The sequence below is a fragment of the uncultured Algibacter sp. genome (assembly GCF_947490405.1).
Lineage (GTDB): Bacteria > Bacteroidota > Bacteroidia > Flavobacteriales > Flavobacteriaceae > Algibacter_B.
Genome location: NZ_CANLGU010000002.1, coordinates 731204 through 747324 on the forward strand (window position 1 = coordinate 731204; position 16121 = coordinate 747324).

A 16121-nucleotide genomic window follows, 5' to 3' on the forward strand; every position below is an offset into this window, starting at 1 on the left:
AAATAGTTTCTGAAGCTGGTTCAGAATGATAAAAAAATAAAAAATCAAATGATGAAAACTTGGTCTAAAACCTGAATATCGGCGACCAAATTAGGGGGAGAGTAATCTTTATGAGGAATGGTCTGTTTTGGTAAACTTTCAAAACCATTTATGTAAGAATAAATAAATGCAGATAAGAACTGTTGCTTTTCAAATTCTAAGTCTTCAAAAGAAGATATTTTTAATTCATCTTGTCCTTCAACAATATCAATTTCATCTTTACAACAAGACTTTTTTTGAGCTAGTTCTATCGCTTCCATTCCGCATTTTTCTGCTTCATAAAAAACAGAAACGTCAACTAAAACATCACCACAATAGTGTTTTTCAATAGTAAAAGATACCGTTGAAAACAATACAATTAGCGCAAGACTTATTGAAAACCCTTTATGTAGTAGTTGTTTTAACACGTTGTAAAAATAAGAAAATTTGAAATTAACTTCTCAATTTTACAAAATGATTAACACCTAGTTTTTGAGTTTGTGGTAGTAAAACGCAGGTAATAGTAGTATTAAAAATATAGGCTGAATAAGGAACCGACGAATATTAAAAAACAAATAATAATCTTCTTGTCTTGGATTGATTACAAAATATAAGTAGAATAGCATCAGTACAAAAAACGCAATTCCATAAATTAATACTGAGAATTTGATAATACTTTTATCTTTAAAAACAAGAAATAAAATGGCCAATGAAATGATTGTATTCATAACATAACGCAGGGTAGTGAAACCAACTAATTTTGCAACTTCTCGCCTTGGACTATCAATGTATAAATAATCGTTTTCAAAAAAGGTTAAATAAGGATCATAAAAGAGTAAGTCTTCATAAAACCGAATTAGAATCAGAAGAAATACTAAACCTGAAAGCAATATGTATATTACGCTTTTATGCATTGTTTTTCTTTAATTTAGAAAACCGATTCACCCAAAAAATCCATAATAAGAATACCATGCCGTAGATTATTCCTGGGAAAATAACGGTATGTAATACTTCTCCATACTTAGGGTATAAATGCAATCCTACGGCTAAAACAACAATTCGTATAAGATTCACCACGTAGATTAAAACGCTTCCTGAAATAATGTAAAAGAAAGTTGTTTTTAGTTTGCCTGAAAAAGCAACTATAAACGATAGAAATAAAATAATAACACTTATTGAGTTACAGCCTTCAATGATTCTTCCAATAAATTTGCCATTTAAAATTAGTTTCATTGAAGGTTCATATGGGTGCGGTAAAACTTTTGTGTTATAGCCAAAAACATTGAGTAAGTCTTCGCTTTGTAATGCTACTAAATGCGTAACGCAATCTGGGTAAAACTTAGAACCGTCAGAATATTGTAAATATAATTTATAAACTACAGACAATAAAACGTAAACTGCCAAAAACGTAAGGATAAATTTTATTACCGACTTGTATTTTATGAATAGGGATTTCAATTATAGAAATAATTTTATTTAATCTGAATATCGAATTTACACCTTTTTAAATACTTTTACCAAAACTTTTCGACGTTATGATTTTTGAACAGTTAAAACCACAAATAGAGAATATTGTTTCTAACTCAAATAAAACAGTTGATGAGCGTCTTTTTGATATTTGTGAATTACTGGAGTCTCATATTGATTATTACAATTGGGTAGGGTTTTATTTTGCAAATAGTGATAAAAAAGAGCTGCATTTAGGGCCTTATGTTGGTGAGCCAACAGACCACACTGTTATACCTTTTGGGAAAGGGATTTGTGGGCAAGTTGCCATAAGTAACGAAAACTTTGTAGTTCCAGATGTAGCTGCACAAGATAATTACATAGCTTGTAGTATTACCGTTAAGGCAGAAATTGTTGTGCCTATTTTTGTAAATGACGAAAATATAGGACAAATAGATATTGACTCGAACACTGCTAACCCTTTTACGGAAGCTGATGAACGATTTTTGGAGTTTGTTTGCGCTAAGGTGGCAAAACTACTTTTATAATATTTCATGTTAATAACTTCTAGTTTTCGTTAAAAAAACAGTGTCTTTTGGATGGTTTCCAAGTTGAAATTCTAAAGTAAATAACTACTTTTGCGTTTTACTAAAAAAAGTATCAATTTTTAACTTAAAACTAATCTTGAATTTTCAAAGAACTAAACTTGAAAATTTCATAACACAACAACAATGAGCAACGAAAAAACCATCAAATCAGCGTTAATTTCTGTATTTAGTAAAGAAGGTTTAGAACCTATTGTAAAAGAATTAGACAAACAAGGTGTTACCATATACTCAACTGGTGGTACAGAAAAGTTCATCAACGATTTAGGTGTTAATGTTGTTCCTGTAGAGGATGTAACATCATACCCTTCAATTTTAGGCGGACGTGTAAAAACTTTACATCCTAAAGTGTTTGGAGGTATTTTAAACAGGCAAAATCACGATGGTGATGTGGCTGAATTACTAGAGTTCGATATTCCGCAAATTGATGTTGTGATTGTTGATTTATATCCATTTGAAAAAACAGTAGCTTCTGGAGCAAGCAATCAAGATATTATTGAAAAAATTGATATTGGTGGTATTTCTTTAATTAGAGCAGCTGCTAAAAATTATGCAGATGTTATCTGTGTGTCTTCTGTTGATGATTATGCTGAGTTTTTAGAATTGATTTCAGAAAATAACGGTACTATTTCTGAAGAAAATAGAAAACGTTTTGCTGGAAAAGCTTTTAACGTATCGTCGCACTATGATACAGCAATTTTTAACTATTTTAATCAGAATAATGATGAAACAGTTTTAAAGCTTAGTGAAACTAATGGGAAAACATTACGCTACGGTGAAAATCCACACCAAAAAGGGTTTTTCTTTGGGAATTTTGATGAGTTGTTTACTAAGCTTCACGGTAAAGAATTAAGTTATAACAATCTATTAGATGTTGATGCTGCAGTAAACTTAATGTTAGAATTTAAGAATGATGCACCAACATTTGCAGTTTTAAAACATAATAACGCCTGTGGTTTAGCACAACGCGACACACTACATCAAGCCTATATCGATGCTTTAGCAGGCGATCCAGTTTCGGCTTTTGGTGGAGTTTTAATTAGTAATACAGAAATTGATTTAGCTACAGCTGAAGAGATTCATAAATTATTCTGCGAAGTGGTTATAGCACCTTCTTTTTCAGATGAAGCTTTGGAGGTTTTAAAAGGCAAAAAGAATAGAATTTTATTAGTAATTCATGATATAGATATGCCAAAAACAAATGTAAGAAGTTGTTTAAATGGTGTTTTGGTTCAAGATAGAAATGATATTACTGATAAAGCTGAAGATTTAAAGAATGTAACTAACATAGCACCTACGCAAGCTCAAATTGATGATTTAATTTTTGCTTCTAAAATTTGCAAGCATACAAAATCCAATACGATTGTTCTAGCAAAAAACAAGCAATTATGTGCTAGTGGTACAGGACAAACCAGTCGTGTTGATGCTTTAGAACAAGCTATTCACAAAGCAGGAACCTTTAAATTTGATTTAAATGGTGCAGTTATGGCGAGTGATGCATTTTTTCCGTTTCCTGACTGTGTAGAGATTGCTAACAATGCTGGTATAGCCGCAGTGATTCAACCAGGAGGTTCTATAAAAGATCAATTAAGTATTGATTATTGTAATGATAATGATGTTGCGATGGTAATGACTGGTACGCGTCATTTTAAGCACTAAACGATACTTACATATTATAAAAATAAAAGAGCACTAATAAATAGTGCTCTTTTTTTTGGAAAGGTTCATTAATCCCAAAACTAACAATCTTCCCTCATCTCAACTGAATTCTATGTTTGGTAATTTAGCAGACAATCCAAAAAATTAAATTACAAATCCCTTAATTGTGTAATTCAATTTTATATATAGAAATTATAATTGAGCCAAACGGTATACAAGTAATCCTAATTGAATGACTACTGCTATAACTAGTATGAATATGAAATAATCTGATACTTTTTTTCGAGTACTTTCTAAATTCATTTTTGAATCATTTTTTGAATTAGTTTTATTTGTGTCTTTTTCTTCAGAATGCATACTTTTTATGTTGAAGCGTTCTTTATTTTAATATAAAACTATACCTAAATACATGGCTTTTTTAAGAAATAGGCACGAAACAGGAATTTTTAGGTATGAAAGACGAAAAAGCATACATAAGCTTTTCTTTCAATAATGATTTTATCATTTTGAATAATAAATGAAACTATGATTTTAAATGAATTAATTTTGAGTTTGATATAACAAATATTTAAAATCTCTGATTTCAATATAGTTAAATGTATTGTTAGATTGAGCGCAGTCGAAACCTTTTTAAAACAAATAATTTTCATGACCTTTCGACTGCGCTCAAGGTGATAAATATCTTTCTTATTAAACTTTTGATGAATTACAAATGAGCTACTTCGAACTTGTTGAGTAAGTAAATTAATAGAAATTATTTAAGTGTACGTACATTTTTTAAGATGTCTTTGTAAGTATCACTTAATGTAGCCTTATGATTTCCTGATAACAGTATTAAGTTATCTGAAGGAATAATTTCTGTTATTTTTTCAGTATTTACAATAAAGTTTCTGTGTGTTCTACTAAACATTGAATCGTCTAGTAATTTGGATATTTTTGTTAGAGATATAAGGATAACGAATTTTTCTTTTTCAGTAATGATATTACAGTATTTCTCTTCAACTTCAATATAGATAATGTCTGTAAGCAATACTTTTTTTAAAGACTTGCCTTTTTTTATAAATAAGTATTCTGAACTTATAATGGTATCTTCATCATCACCTAAAAAGACATCGGGTTGCGCATAAAATTTTTCAACAGCCATTTCTAAAGCGTAAAGAATTTCGAGCTCATTAAAAGGCTTCATTAAATAGCTAAAAGGTTGTGTGAGTTTAGCGCGCTCAAAAATTTTACGATCTGTAGAACTGGTTAAAAACACAAAAGGTTTTGAGGCGTTTGGAGTAACACTTATTGTTTCAGCAAAGGCAATACCATCTGGATTTCCGTTTAAAAAAATATCTAAAACAACAATGTCAATTGCTTTGTTGTAAAAAATGTCTAGTGCAGATTTAAAAGTAGTTGCAACACCTATAATATTATAATTATTTGCTTCTAGTACTTTTATTAAAGCATTACTTTCCTCTGGTGTATCTTCAACTACAAGTACATTTACGTTTTCCATTTTATGCTTTTAAAGGTAAAGATACAATCATTTTTGTACCCTTTCCTAATTCACTTTCAATATCAAGTTTGCCTTTATTTTTTTTAATCATGGATTTGCATAACTGCAAACCTAATCCTGTTCCAATACTATTTTTGTTTTCTTTCTTAGCGAGTGAAATGGTGTCTTCTATAAGTGCCAATCGTGTGCTTTCTTGCATTCCAATACCAGAATCTTCAATGATTAAATCGCAATATTTTTCATTTGTAGATTGTGTATAAACTTTTATGGTGCCGTTAGGCTTAGAAAACTTTATGGCATTGTCTAGCAAATTTCTTAAAATGATTTTTAGAGATTCTTGGTCAGCAAAAATTGAATCACTTTTTAAAACATCATTTTTAAAATCTATATTGTTTTCCAGCATCAAAGGTTTGTAATTATAAGCTGTTTGCTCTACTATAGAAAACAAACGAATGGGAGCAATCTCAAAATAGGATTGGTTGGTTTGCAATAAAGCCCAGTGCAATAAATTATCTAATAAATTATAGGCACCATTTACAATAGCGCTATTATTCTGTAACTGCTCATCTAGAGCATCTAGATTTTTTGCTTCTAGATTATCTAATAATTTATTATTACTAGTTTTTAATGCGTTTACAGAAGAACGCAAATCATGACTTACAATAGAAAAAAGTTTGTCTTTAGTAGCGTTTAGGGCATCTAAATCTTCTTTTTGAGCCACTATGATTTTATTAGCTTTACTTTTTTCTTTATAATAATACAAAGCAACTCCAAGCAAAATAAGAAGTGTTAATGCAGAATATAATAAGCCATTACGTTCTCTAATTTTTGATTTGTTCTCTGCTTCAAGCAGATTAACTTCTTGTTGTTTTTGTTTTACTGCAAATGCTTTTTCTATTTGTGCTACTTCGTAAATTTTATTTTGGTCGTTCAGAGAGTCTTTCCACTTTTCATATTCTTTTCTGTATTCTAGTGCTTTTCTTAAGTCTTTACGATTTTCTTCTACAACAGCCATATTAAGCGTTGCGATCCTTTTTGTTTCGAAATTGTCTATGTTTTTTGAAAGTTCATATGCTTCTTTAAAATAAGGAATTGCTAAATCATCTTTGTATTGATTGTAGTATAAAGCAGCAATATTGCCATAAGCACTAATAATTTTAAGAGTGTCTTTTCGTTCTTTGCTTAATTTAGTGCTTTCGGATAAATAAGATTCCGCTTTATCAAATTCATTAAGATGAATGTAGCAAATGCCTAAATTTTGAAAAACTTCAGTTTTTTTAAAATATTTATAATGCTCTTCTGGTAATTTTGTTAACGGTATCAAATAAGAAATCGCTTTTTCGAATTCATCTTTTTCTAAAGCTATTTCAGCTAAACGTTTTTTAACGATAAAATTGAACTTGAATTCTGAGGATACTAGATCGAATTCCTTTTGAGCTTCTTGGTATAACTTTTTTTCATTCAAGCTGTAGCCTCTAAAATAATGGGAGTAATTAGCTAATTCAATATTTTGCTTGGTGGTATTAAGATGACGCATTGAATATACCAAAGTAGAGTCCCAATTGTTCTCAATAAAAAACATACCAGCCTTGTAGAAATAGGAGTATGATTTGTATTGCTCTATTTTTTTCTTGACTTCTAAATCAAACGAATCCGTTTTATGTTCTTCTTGAGAAGAAAGAAAATAACCAGAAAACATTACCACCAAGAATGAAACATTTACAATACCTTTAAACAAAGATGGATACATGAAAACAAATATATCCAAAAAAATAACCATCAGTTATAGCCAATGGTTATTTTATTTTTATTAGGATGTAAATAAAAATTAATCCCCCCCACCATTAACAGTAGTTACTACTCCTCTTGAAGTTTTTGGATCACTATCCCATAAAAAGGTTTCAATTTGAACTAAATCTGCAGGTGGATTTTCAACTATAAAATCAACACGATAAGCATTAAAAGTTTGATGACTCTGCTCTGGTGCATCATAAATAATAAAAAAGTCTAATTGAGTTTCTCCAGAATCTGAAATAACGGATTCTTGGTTTACAGCGGATAAGTTTGGCGTTTCAGAAGAAGCAACAAACACTACAGCGCTAACTTGTAGATTCCCTTCTGGGCTAAAACTCACTTGTACAAGTGGTGTTAATGGTTTTAAGCTTGTAGAATTGTAATCAAATTCAATTTGAGAATTTAAATTAGTTATTTTTATTAAATTTCGGTTAATAGGTTGTCCTGGTGGAATGGTTACACTTAAGGTAGTTGTACTCATAATTAAGAGATTTAAGGTTAATAAATTTGGGTAAAATAATAAGTCTAAATACCTTTTTTAGAGGTAAATAGATGTTCAATAATATGAAATTAATCGATTAAAAGCAAATTAATCGGATTAAATGATATATTTATTTGAGCAATTTTTTATAGTTTGATGTAAAAATTTAAATTGTATAATTCGATTTTCATATTCATTAAAATTAAAAGAGCACTTTTAAAAGTGCTCTTTTTGAAAATTATAAGATGCAATAGTTAATTAGTTTTTAACTACTCTTTTTACAATTGAACTTCCTGAATTTTTATCCCTAATATTTAAGAAGTATGTTCCAGAATTTAATCCTCTCATATCTAAAACTGTATTAGCTTTATTTGAGAAGTCAACATCATTTATTAATTGTTTTCCTAACATATTTATAACTTGAACTTCTAAGTTTAAATTTTGAGAACCTGCATATTTAATTGATAATTCATCTTGAACAGGATTTGGATACACTGAAAAATTAAAATCTGCTTCAAAATCGTCAACACTTAAAGCACTACAATCTGTACCTGTTAGTCTTGTAATTGAGATTGGATTAGATAAATCAAAACATCCAGCTAAGCCTGCAACATTTTGTCCCATTGTAAGTCCTGTTAAACCATCTTCATATCTCAAATACCAAATATCACAGATTCCTGCAGGTGCGCCTTCTAAATTGAAAGGACCAGCAGCTGGAGTTCCTAATATTTGACCAGTTGCTTGATCAGTAATAACATAAATTCCATTTGTGCCACTTGTAGTTGAACTTGCAGTAAATTCCACATCAATTAAATCGTCTGCACCTTCACCAACACAAATTTCGGCAGTGGTGTCAGTAGTACCAGCTATTTGAATTTCGCCACCATTTACAGCGTTTCTAGTTACAGAGATTGGGTTAGATAAATCGAAACAACCAGATAGTTGAGATACGTTAGTAGCAGTATCAAAACCAATATCACCGTTGTAACGTAAATACCAAATATCGCAAATACCTGTTGGAGCACCTTCTAAACTGAATCCGCCAGCAGGAACACTTGCAGGTTTACCTAAAATGTCACCAGTAGCTTGGTCAGTAATGACCCATGAGAAGCTATCACCAGATCGTACATTAGGGTCTACAAACTCCACATCTATTAAATCATCTATACCTTCACCAACACAAATTTCGGCAGTGGTGTCAGTAGTACCAGCTATTTGAATTTCGCCACCATTTACAGCGTTTCTAGTTACAGAGATTGGGTTAGATAAATCGAAACAACCAGATAGTTGAGATACATTAGTAGCAGTATCAAAACCAATATCACCGTTGTAACGTAAATACCAAATATCGCAAATACCTGTTGGAGCACCTTCTAAACTGAATCCGCCAGCAGGAACACTTGCAGGTTTACCTAAAATGTCACCAGTAGCTTGGTCAGTAATGACCCATGAGAAGCTATCACCAGATCGTACATTAGGGTCTACAAACTCCACATCTATTAAATCATCTATACCTTCACCAACACAAATTTCGGCGGTGGTGTCAGTAGTGGCAGCTATTTGGATTTGACCTCCGTTAGCATCACATGCTTCAAACCATACCGCTGCAGAACCTCCCTCGGTTGTAGAATACGGAGGTGTGCCAGACACGAAATTAGAAGCATTATCCCAACGACCTGCAGTAACTGCTTGACCAACACGTAACTGATTTGCAGCACCCCATTGTACGTATGCAATTAAATCAGCAGGATTACTAGAGCCAAAATTAGTGTTACTAAACAAGCTTAGTCCACCGCTAGCTTCATTAACGTTATATGATATTATAACATCGGAGCTGGGAGGTATAATTACGTTGCCACCAGTTGTGGCTCCAACTCTTACATACGTTCCTGGGCCCAAACAAAGCTGATAGTTGGTTATGTTTGCTTCCATTGTCCCGAAATTTGATATTGTAATTTCGTCTTCTACGGTATCCACTTTTGTTAACCTTACATCTTCTTGGGCTTGTAAAAGTGCTACATTTGCTAAAAACAAGAGTGTATAAACACTCCAATGTTTAATTTTCTTTAAAAGTAATTCTGTTTTCATTGCTTTTGTTTTTTTATTGAATTTTTGATAAAATTAAAGTGATTTAATAATTATAAATGTTAGCTATCTAACATTTGACTAAAACAAATGTTAAAATTCAATATTTTCATTACTACTGTTAGCTATATTGTCTCGATAAAAAGATAGAATAGTTTGAGTATTTTAATTTTAGAAGATTTTGAATACTATTAAATTCAAATATTTATTTATCTTTTATTACATTTACGGGATTCGATTTTAAACCACTTAAAATTTTAATAAAACATGGGATTTTTTGATTTCTTAACAGAAGAAATTGCAATAGATTTAGGTACTGCAAATACACTCATTATTCATAACGATAAAGTTGTTGTGGATGCGCCTTCTATAGTAGCTCGAGACAGAATTTCTGGTAAAATAATTGCTGTTGGTCAGGAAGCTAGTCTAATGCAAGGAAAAACTCATGAAAATATTAAAACCATCCGACCTCTCAAAGATGGTGTTATTGCAGATTTTGATGCTTCGGAACAAATGATAAGTATGTTTATTAAAAACATACCAGCTTTAAAAAAGAAGTTTTTTACGCCTGCGCTTCGAATGGTAATATGTATTCCTTCAGGAATTACTGAAGTGGAGATGCGTGCGGTTAAAGAGAGTGCAGAACGTGTTAATGGAAAAGAAGTGTATTTAATACACGAACCTATGGCTGCGGCTATTGGTATTGGTGTAGATATTATGCAACCCAAAGGAAATATGGTGGTTGATATAGGTGGTGGTACTACAGAAATTGCAGTAATAGCTTTAGGTGGTATAGTTTGTGATAAATCTGTAAAAATTGCAGGTGATGTGTTTACTAACGATATTGTATATTACATGCGTACCCAACACAACCTTTATGTCGGGGAACGTACAGCTGAAAAAATAAAAATACAAATAGGCGCAGCTACTGAAGATTTGGAGTTACCACCAGAAGATATGAGTGTTCAAGGACGTGATTTATTGACAGGTAAGCCAAAGCAAGTATCTATCTCATACCGTGAAATAGCTAAAGCATTAGATAAATCGATTTTGAGAATTGAAGATGCTGTAATGGAAACACTAGGACAAACACCTCCAGAATTAGCAGCGGATATTTATAACACGGGTATTTATTTAGCAGGAGGTGGATCTATGTTGCGTGGTTTAGATAAACGTTTGTCTCAAAAAACAGACTTACCTGTATATATAGCTGAAGATCCTTTACGTGCCGTAGTTAGAGGCACTGGTATTACACTTAAAAATTTACCTAAATACAAAAGTGTATTGATAAAATAGGCAAATAGCTCATGCAACAGATTATTAATTTTATAATAAGGAACAAAAACTTTTTGTTGTTCTTGTTGCTGTTTGGATTTTCGCTTTTATTTACTATTCAATCACATTCTTATCATCGTAGTAAGTTTATAAATTCAGCTAATTTTTTAACTGGTGGAGTTTATAATTCCCTAAATAACATTAGTAGTTATTTTGATTTAAAATCTCAAAACCAATTACTTTCAGAAGAAAATAAAAGGTTACGGAGTTTATTACAAAACAATGGAGTAGCATTAGATTCTGTTTTTATTGATAGCTTAATGTTTGATGAATCGTATCGTTTTTATACTTCCAATATCATAAAAAACAGTTATTCGTTGAATAATAATATTCTAACATTGAATAAAGGGAAGAATGATAGTGTAGAACAGGATTTAGGCGTTATATCTTCAAAGGGAATAATAGGTATTATTGATAAGACAAGTAGCAATTATGCTACAGTAATTTCAATTTTAAATACAACAAGTAGAATTAGTGCACAGTTAAAAAAGACAAACCATTTTGGAACTTTAACTTGGAATGGGGAGACGCCCGAATTCAATCAACTTATAGATATACCCAAAATTGCACCTGTTGCAAAAGGTGATACCATTATTACCTCTGGGCGTTCTTCAATTTTCCCTAAAGGTGTGCCTATTGGTATTGTTGAAGATTTTCAATTAGATCAAGCTGAAAATTATTATGAAATTAATGTGAAACTGTTTAATGATATGACAAGTGTTGAACATGTTTATATTATTGAAAACACTAATAAAGAAGAAATAACAACTTTGTTAAGCAATAACTAAATGAATAGTGTTTTTTCGATACATACCATCCGATTTGTTGCCTTAGTGTTTGTGCAGATTTTAATATTAAACCACATCAATTTTTTAGGTTATATAAATCCGTATGTATACATACTTTTTATCGCTTTATTTCCAGTGAAAAATAATCGAGCGATTCTTATTTTACTAGCTTTTCTTCTTGGAATTACCATAGATATGTTTTTAGATACAGGTGGTATTCATGCTGGTGCATCAGTGTTTGTAGCTTATGTACGGCCGTTAGTATTAAAAACATCTTTTGGGATGATTTATGAGCATCAAACCATAAAATTTAATACCGTAGATTTTGGGTCTAAGCTTACCTATTTTACACTACTTACAATATTGCATCATATTGTTTTATTTTCTTTAGAGATTTTTAGTATTTCCAAAATACTTTTAATCTTCCAAAAAACGTTATTCTCAAGTATATTCACTATTTTATTGAGTGTAGTCATAACTATAATTTTTAGTAGAACATCTAAATGAGACAATTTTTACTTTTCATATCTATAATTGCTGTAGGTATCTTGTTTCTTTCAAGGCTTTTTTATTTGCAAATTTATGATGCAAATAATTATAGTTTGTTTGAAGATAACGCCATTAGAAAAGTATACGATTATCCTAAACGAGGTTTTGTTTATGATAGAAATGGGAAATTGTTGGTAGCTAACCAACCATCATATGATGTTATGGTTATTCCCAGAGAAGTAGAACCTTTAGATACGTTGGAATTTTGTTCGTTATTAAAAATTGATAAAGCACAATTCATTAAGAAATTCAATAAAGCTAGACGCTACTCCCCAAGATTACCATCTGTATTTGTATCACATTTATCCAAAGAAGATTATGCGGTTTTACAAGAAAAGATGCGAAAATTTGATGGGTTTTACATTCAAAAACGTTCCCTTAGAAGTTATGAAACTACTATTGGAGCAAATGTTTTGGGAGATATTGGAGAGGTAAACAATAGAGACATAAAAAAAGAACCCTACTACAAAATGGGTGATTTAATAGGTAGACAAGGTGTTGAAGCATCTTATGAAAAAACACTTAGAGGTGTTAAAGGTATCAAGTTTATTCAAAAAGATAGATTTAATAGAAATATTGGTCCATACAAAGGCGGTAAATTTGATACCATTCCTGAACAAGGAAAGGACATTACTATAACTATTGATGCCCAACTTCAAGCGTATGGTGAATTATTAATGCAAAATAAACGTGGTGGTGTTATAGCCATTGAACCTGCCTCGGGAGAAATACTGGCTATGGTTGCTGCACCAACTTATGACCCTAATATATTAGTTGGTAGAAATCGTTCGGAAGGGTTTAGACAATTAAAAAAAGACTCGTTGGCTAATCCTCTTTTTAATAGAAGTTTACAAGGTGTTTACGAACCTGGTTCGCCATTTAAATTAATGAATGCTTTAATAGCGCTTCAAGAAAATGTTTTAACTCCTGAAGAAACCGTCACTTGTTATGCTGGTTATAAATACGGTAACAGATTTATGAAATGCCATTGTAATAGGGGTACAAAGAATAATATGACTGGCGGTATTCAACGTTCATGCAACGCTTATTTTGCTACTACTTACAGAAAAATTTTAGACAAAAGCGGTAGTGCTTCTGAAGGTATTGATACTTGGAGTAAGCATGCCAAAAGTTTTGGATTAGGTAATTTTTTAGGTTACGATTTAAAGGTGGGACAAAAAGGAAGGATTCCAGATAGAGCCTATTACAAGCGTATTTATCCAAAAACTTTTTATTCTACATATACCATATCGAATGCCATTGGTCAAGGTGAAGTCGCTACTACTCCAATACAATTGGCCAATATGGTTGCGGCTATAGCGAATAGAGGATATTATTTTACGCCGCATATTATCAAAAATATTAAGGGTGAAGGTTTGCATGAAAATTATACAAAACCAAAATATACAACTATTGATAAAGAGCATTTTGAGCCAGTAATTGAAGGGATGCATCAAGTTTATAAAAAGGGAACAGCTTCAAGTTTACAAGTGAAAGATATTGAGATATGTGGAAAAACAGGAACTGTTGAAAACTTTGCCATTATTGATAGTTTAAAAACGCAACTAACCGATCATTCAATTTTTGTAGCATTTGCTCCTAAAGACAACCCTAAAATTGCCATAGCTGTATTTGTTGAAAATGGTTATTGGGGAAGCAGGTTTGCAGGTAAAGTAGCAAGTTTAATGATTGAGAGGCACATAAAAGGATACATTACAAGAAAAGATTTAGAAGAGTGGCTTTTAAAACATACGCTAGAAGATGAGTATGCTAAACCGTATTCTGGAGAGCCATTCAAAATTAATGGATATACTACACTCCAAATTGTAGAGGCGCAAGAATACTACCGATTAAAAAAAGAGCTAAATCGAATTAATAACTCGAAAAATTGATGGTTAGGGAGAGCAATAGACATTTTAAATTTGATTGGATCACTATTATCCTTTTCTTTTTATTGGTTGGCTTTGGTTGGTTAAATATTATGTCGGCTTCTCATACCGGAACTGATTTTAGTTATTTTGATTTTTCGCAACCGTTCGGAAAACAGCTTGTTTTTATCATCTTAACGTTTATTTTAATCATACTATTGCTGGCTATTGATGCTAAGTTTTATGAGCGTTTTTCAAGTATCATATACATTATTTCTATGTTGTCTCTTGTGGGGCTCTTTATCTTTGGGAAAAATGTTAATGGAGCCACCTCATGGTATGCTATTGGAAGTTTTACCATTCAACCTAGTGAGTTTGCAAAAACTGCTACAGCACTAGCTGTGGCTAAATATGTGAGCGATTTAAATACGAATATCAATACGTTTAAAGATCAGATACGAACGTTTGTAATTATTATGATTCCAGCGCTTTTAGTATTGCTTCAGAATGATACAGGAAGTACTATTGTTTACGGGGCTTTCTTTTTTGTTTTATATCGGGAAGGTTTGCCAAAATATTATTTAACCATTGGAGTTGCTATTATTTTATTATCTGTTTTGTCACTAAAGTTTGGTGCTATTTTAGCCAGTGTAATAGCTTTCTTGTTTTTAGTCATTTTTCATTTCTATTCTAAGAAAAAACTAAGAATTTTTCAATCTATATTTATATCTATTATTGCCTTAGGTATTTCGTTTGGCGTTAAATTCTTTTATCAGAGTATTTTAAAACCTCACCAACAAGACAGGATAAGTCTTTGGTTACGATTGGAAAAAGATCCAAAAAAACTTGAGCAAATGAAACGTACGTTTGCTTATAATTTAAATGAATCTGAAAAGGCTATTAGCTCTGGTGGGTTTACAGGAAAAGGGTTTATGGAGGGTACCAGAACTACTGGAAAGTTTGTTCCAGAACAACACACAGATTATATCTTTAGTACTGTTGGAGAAGAATGGGGCTTTCTAGGAAGTGCATTTGTGGTGGTTGTTTTTGTACTACTCTTATTGCGAATATTACATCTTGCAGAATTACAAAAGTCACAGTTTAGCAGAGTGTATGGTTATGGTGTAGCCTCAATAATTTTTATTCATTTCTTTATTAATATCGGTATGGTTATGGGCTTAATCCCAACTATTGGTATTCCCCTGCCTATGTTTAGTTATGGTGGCTCTGGACTTTGGGCATTTACCATTTTAATTTTTATTTTTATAAAGTTGGATTCCAATAGAATAAACGAATGGTAAGCAACAGTTTTTTTTGATTATCTCATTTAAATGAAAAACATACAAATTAGAAAAGTAATTGTTTTTTTGGTTTTATACTCATGTTTTATTAGTTGTTCTAGCTCAAAAAACCTGAGTAAAAAGTGCTTTTCTGAAAAAGAAATCGCTCTAATTATGAGGGCAGACAGTATTAAACCCATGCGTGTTTACAAAATTACAAATAAAGAAGATTCTTTGGTGCTCAGAACAAAGAGTGTTTATGTTAAGCCTAACCCCAAAGATCCCATATTACAAAGCTTTGTAAAGCGATTATATGCTACTGTTCGAGACAGTGTTTCTATGGGGGTTGGTATAGCAGCACCTCAAGTAGGAGTTTTAAGAAATATTATTTGGGTACAACGTTTTGATAAAGAGGGTTTTCCTTTTGAAGTTTATTTAAATCCAAAGATTATAAAGTATTCTGAGGGTAAACAGACAGTAAAAGAAGGTTGTTTATCCATTCCAGACAGAGCGGATACTTTGAATAGTCGCTCTAAAGAGATATTTATTGAATACGATACACTAGAAGGAGAACATAAAACTGAGCAGATAGAACGGTTTACTGCGGTAATTTTTCAGCATGAAATAGACCATCTTAATGGTATTCTCTATCTCGATCATTTGGAGAAGGAATTACGTAATAATATGAACTAGTTAGAGTTTTATATATTTG

16 protein-coding genes are annotated in these 16121 nt (G+C 31.5%); 8 read left to right on the top strand and 8 right to left on the bottom strand.

The window, feature by feature from the left end; all coding sequences use genetic code 11:
* Nucleotides 1-44: 44 nt before the first annotated feature.
* From Q0772_RS07110 to xrtF, 3 genes are read right to left on the bottom strand one after another with little or no spacing between them, the layout of a single operon-like run.
* The gene (locus Q0772_RS07110) at nucleotides 45-446 is read right to left on the bottom strand and encodes a hypothetical protein (protein WP_298342070.1); all 402 of its coding nucleotides are present in this window, start codon (nucleotides 444-446) and stop codon (nucleotides 45-47) included.
* 57 nt (nucleotides 447-503) lie between these two features.
* The gene (locus Q0772_RS07115) at nucleotides 504-932 is read right to left on the bottom strand and encodes an exosortase F system-associated protein (RefSeq protein WP_298342073.1); all 429 of its coding nucleotides are present in this window, start codon (nucleotides 930-932) and stop codon (nucleotides 504-506) included.
* The gene (gene xrtF, locus Q0772_RS07120) at nucleotides 925-1476 is read right to left on the bottom strand and encodes an exosortase family protein XrtF (RefSeq protein ID WP_298342076.1); all 552 of its coding nucleotides are present in this window, start codon (nucleotides 1474-1476) and stop codon (nucleotides 925-927) included. The genes Q0772_RS07115 and xrtF overlap by 8 nt, the downstream gene beginning before the upstream one ends.
* Before the next feature lie 77 nt (nucleotides 1477-1553).
* Between xrtF and Q0772_RS07125 the strand changes: the two genes are divergently transcribed.
* Both Q0772_RS07125 and purH read left to right on the top strand, forming a co-directional pair.
* Complete coding sequence (locus Q0772_RS07125) at nucleotides 1554-2012, top strand: GAF domain-containing protein (RefSeq protein WP_298342079.1); 459 nt, start codon at nucleotides 1554-1556, stop codon at nucleotides 2010-2012.
* A gap of 183 nt (nucleotides 2013-2195) precedes the next feature.
* A complete protein-coding gene (gene purH / locus Q0772_RS07130; protein ID WP_298342082.1) occupies nucleotides 2196-3728 on the top strand; it encodes a bifunctional phosphoribosylaminoimidazolecarboxamide formyltransferase/IMP cyclohydrolase in 1533 nt (510 codons plus the stop codon).
* A gap of 192 nt (nucleotides 3729-3920) precedes the next feature.
* On the opposite strand, the gene Q0772_RS07135 is transcribed toward purH, so the two are convergent.
* From Q0772_RS07135 to Q0772_RS07155, 5 genes are all read right to left on the bottom strand, one after another.
* Nucleotides 3921-4085 carry a hypothetical protein gene (locus Q0772_RS07135; RefSeq protein ID WP_298342085.1) on the bottom strand — a complete coding sequence of 55 codons (165 nt, stop codon included), beginning with the start codon at nucleotides 4083-4085 and terminating at the stop codon, nucleotides 3921-3923.
* 397 nt (nucleotides 4086-4482) lie between these two features.
* Nucleotides 4483-5229, bottom strand: a complete 747-nt coding sequence (locus Q0772_RS07140) for a response regulator transcription factor (RefSeq protein ID WP_298342088.1) — start codon at nucleotides 5227-5229, stop codon at nucleotides 4483-4485.
* A 1-nt stretch (nucleotide 5230) separates the two neighbouring features.
* Entirely contained in the window at nucleotides 5231-6979 is a 1749-nt protein-coding gene (locus tag Q0772_RS07145; RefSeq protein WP_298342091.1) for an ATP-binding protein, read from the bottom strand.
* A 78-nt stretch (nucleotides 6980-7057) separates the two neighbouring features.
* Nucleotides 7058-7504 (bottom strand): hypothetical protein, encoded by a 447-nt coding sequence (locus Q0772_RS07150; protein WP_298342094.1) that lies wholly within the window; start codon nucleotides 7502-7504, stop codon nucleotides 7058-7060.
* A 258-nt stretch (nucleotides 7505-7762) separates the two neighbouring features.
* Complete coding sequence (locus tag Q0772_RS07155; protein ID WP_298342096.1) at nucleotides 7763-9592, bottom strand: T9SS type A sorting domain-containing protein; 1830 nt, start codon at nucleotides 9590-9592, stop codon at nucleotides 7763-7765.
* Nucleotides 9593-9856: 264 nt separating this feature from the next.
* Between Q0772_RS07155 and Q0772_RS07160 the strand changes: the two genes are divergently transcribed.
* The 6 genes from Q0772_RS07160 to def are packed head-to-tail and all read left to right on the top strand — an operon-like array spanning nucleotide 9857 to nucleotide 16102.
* Nucleotides 9857-10885 (top strand): rod shape-determining protein, encoded by a 1029-nt coding sequence (locus tag Q0772_RS07160; RefSeq protein WP_109352373.1) that lies wholly within the window; start codon nucleotides 9857-9859, stop codon nucleotides 10883-10885.
* Between the two features lie 11 nt (nucleotides 10886-10896).
* Nucleotides 10897-11712: a rod shape-determining protein MreC gene (gene mreC / locus Q0772_RS07165; protein ID WP_298342102.1), complete on the top strand. Its 816-nt coding sequence runs from the start codon at nucleotides 10897-10899 to the stop codon at nucleotides 11710-11712.
* Nucleotides 11713-12219: a rod shape-determining protein MreD gene (locus Q0772_RS07170; protein ID WP_298342105.1), complete on the top strand. Its 507-nt coding sequence runs from the start codon at nucleotides 11713-11715 to the stop codon at nucleotides 12217-12219.
* On the top strand, nucleotides 12216-14153 hold the full coding sequence (mrdA, locus tag Q0772_RS07175) for a penicillin-binding protein 2 (protein ID WP_298342108.1): 1938 nt from the start codon (nucleotides 12216-12218) through the stop codon (nucleotides 14151-14153). Before Q0772_RS07170 ends, mrdA begins: the two co-directional genes overlap by 4 nt.
* Entirely contained in the window at nucleotides 14153-15430 is a 1278-nt protein-coding gene (rodA, locus tag Q0772_RS07180; protein ID WP_298342111.1) for a rod shape-determining protein RodA, read from the top strand. The genes mrdA and rodA overlap by 1 nt, the downstream gene beginning before the upstream one ends.
* A 30-nt stretch (nucleotides 15431-15460) precedes the next feature.
* On the top strand, nucleotides 15461-16102 hold the full coding sequence (gene def / locus Q0772_RS07185; RefSeq protein ID WP_298342115.1) for a peptide deformylase: 642 nt from the start codon (nucleotides 15461-15463) through the stop codon (nucleotides 16100-16102).
* Nucleotides 16103-16121: the final 19 nt, after the last annotated feature.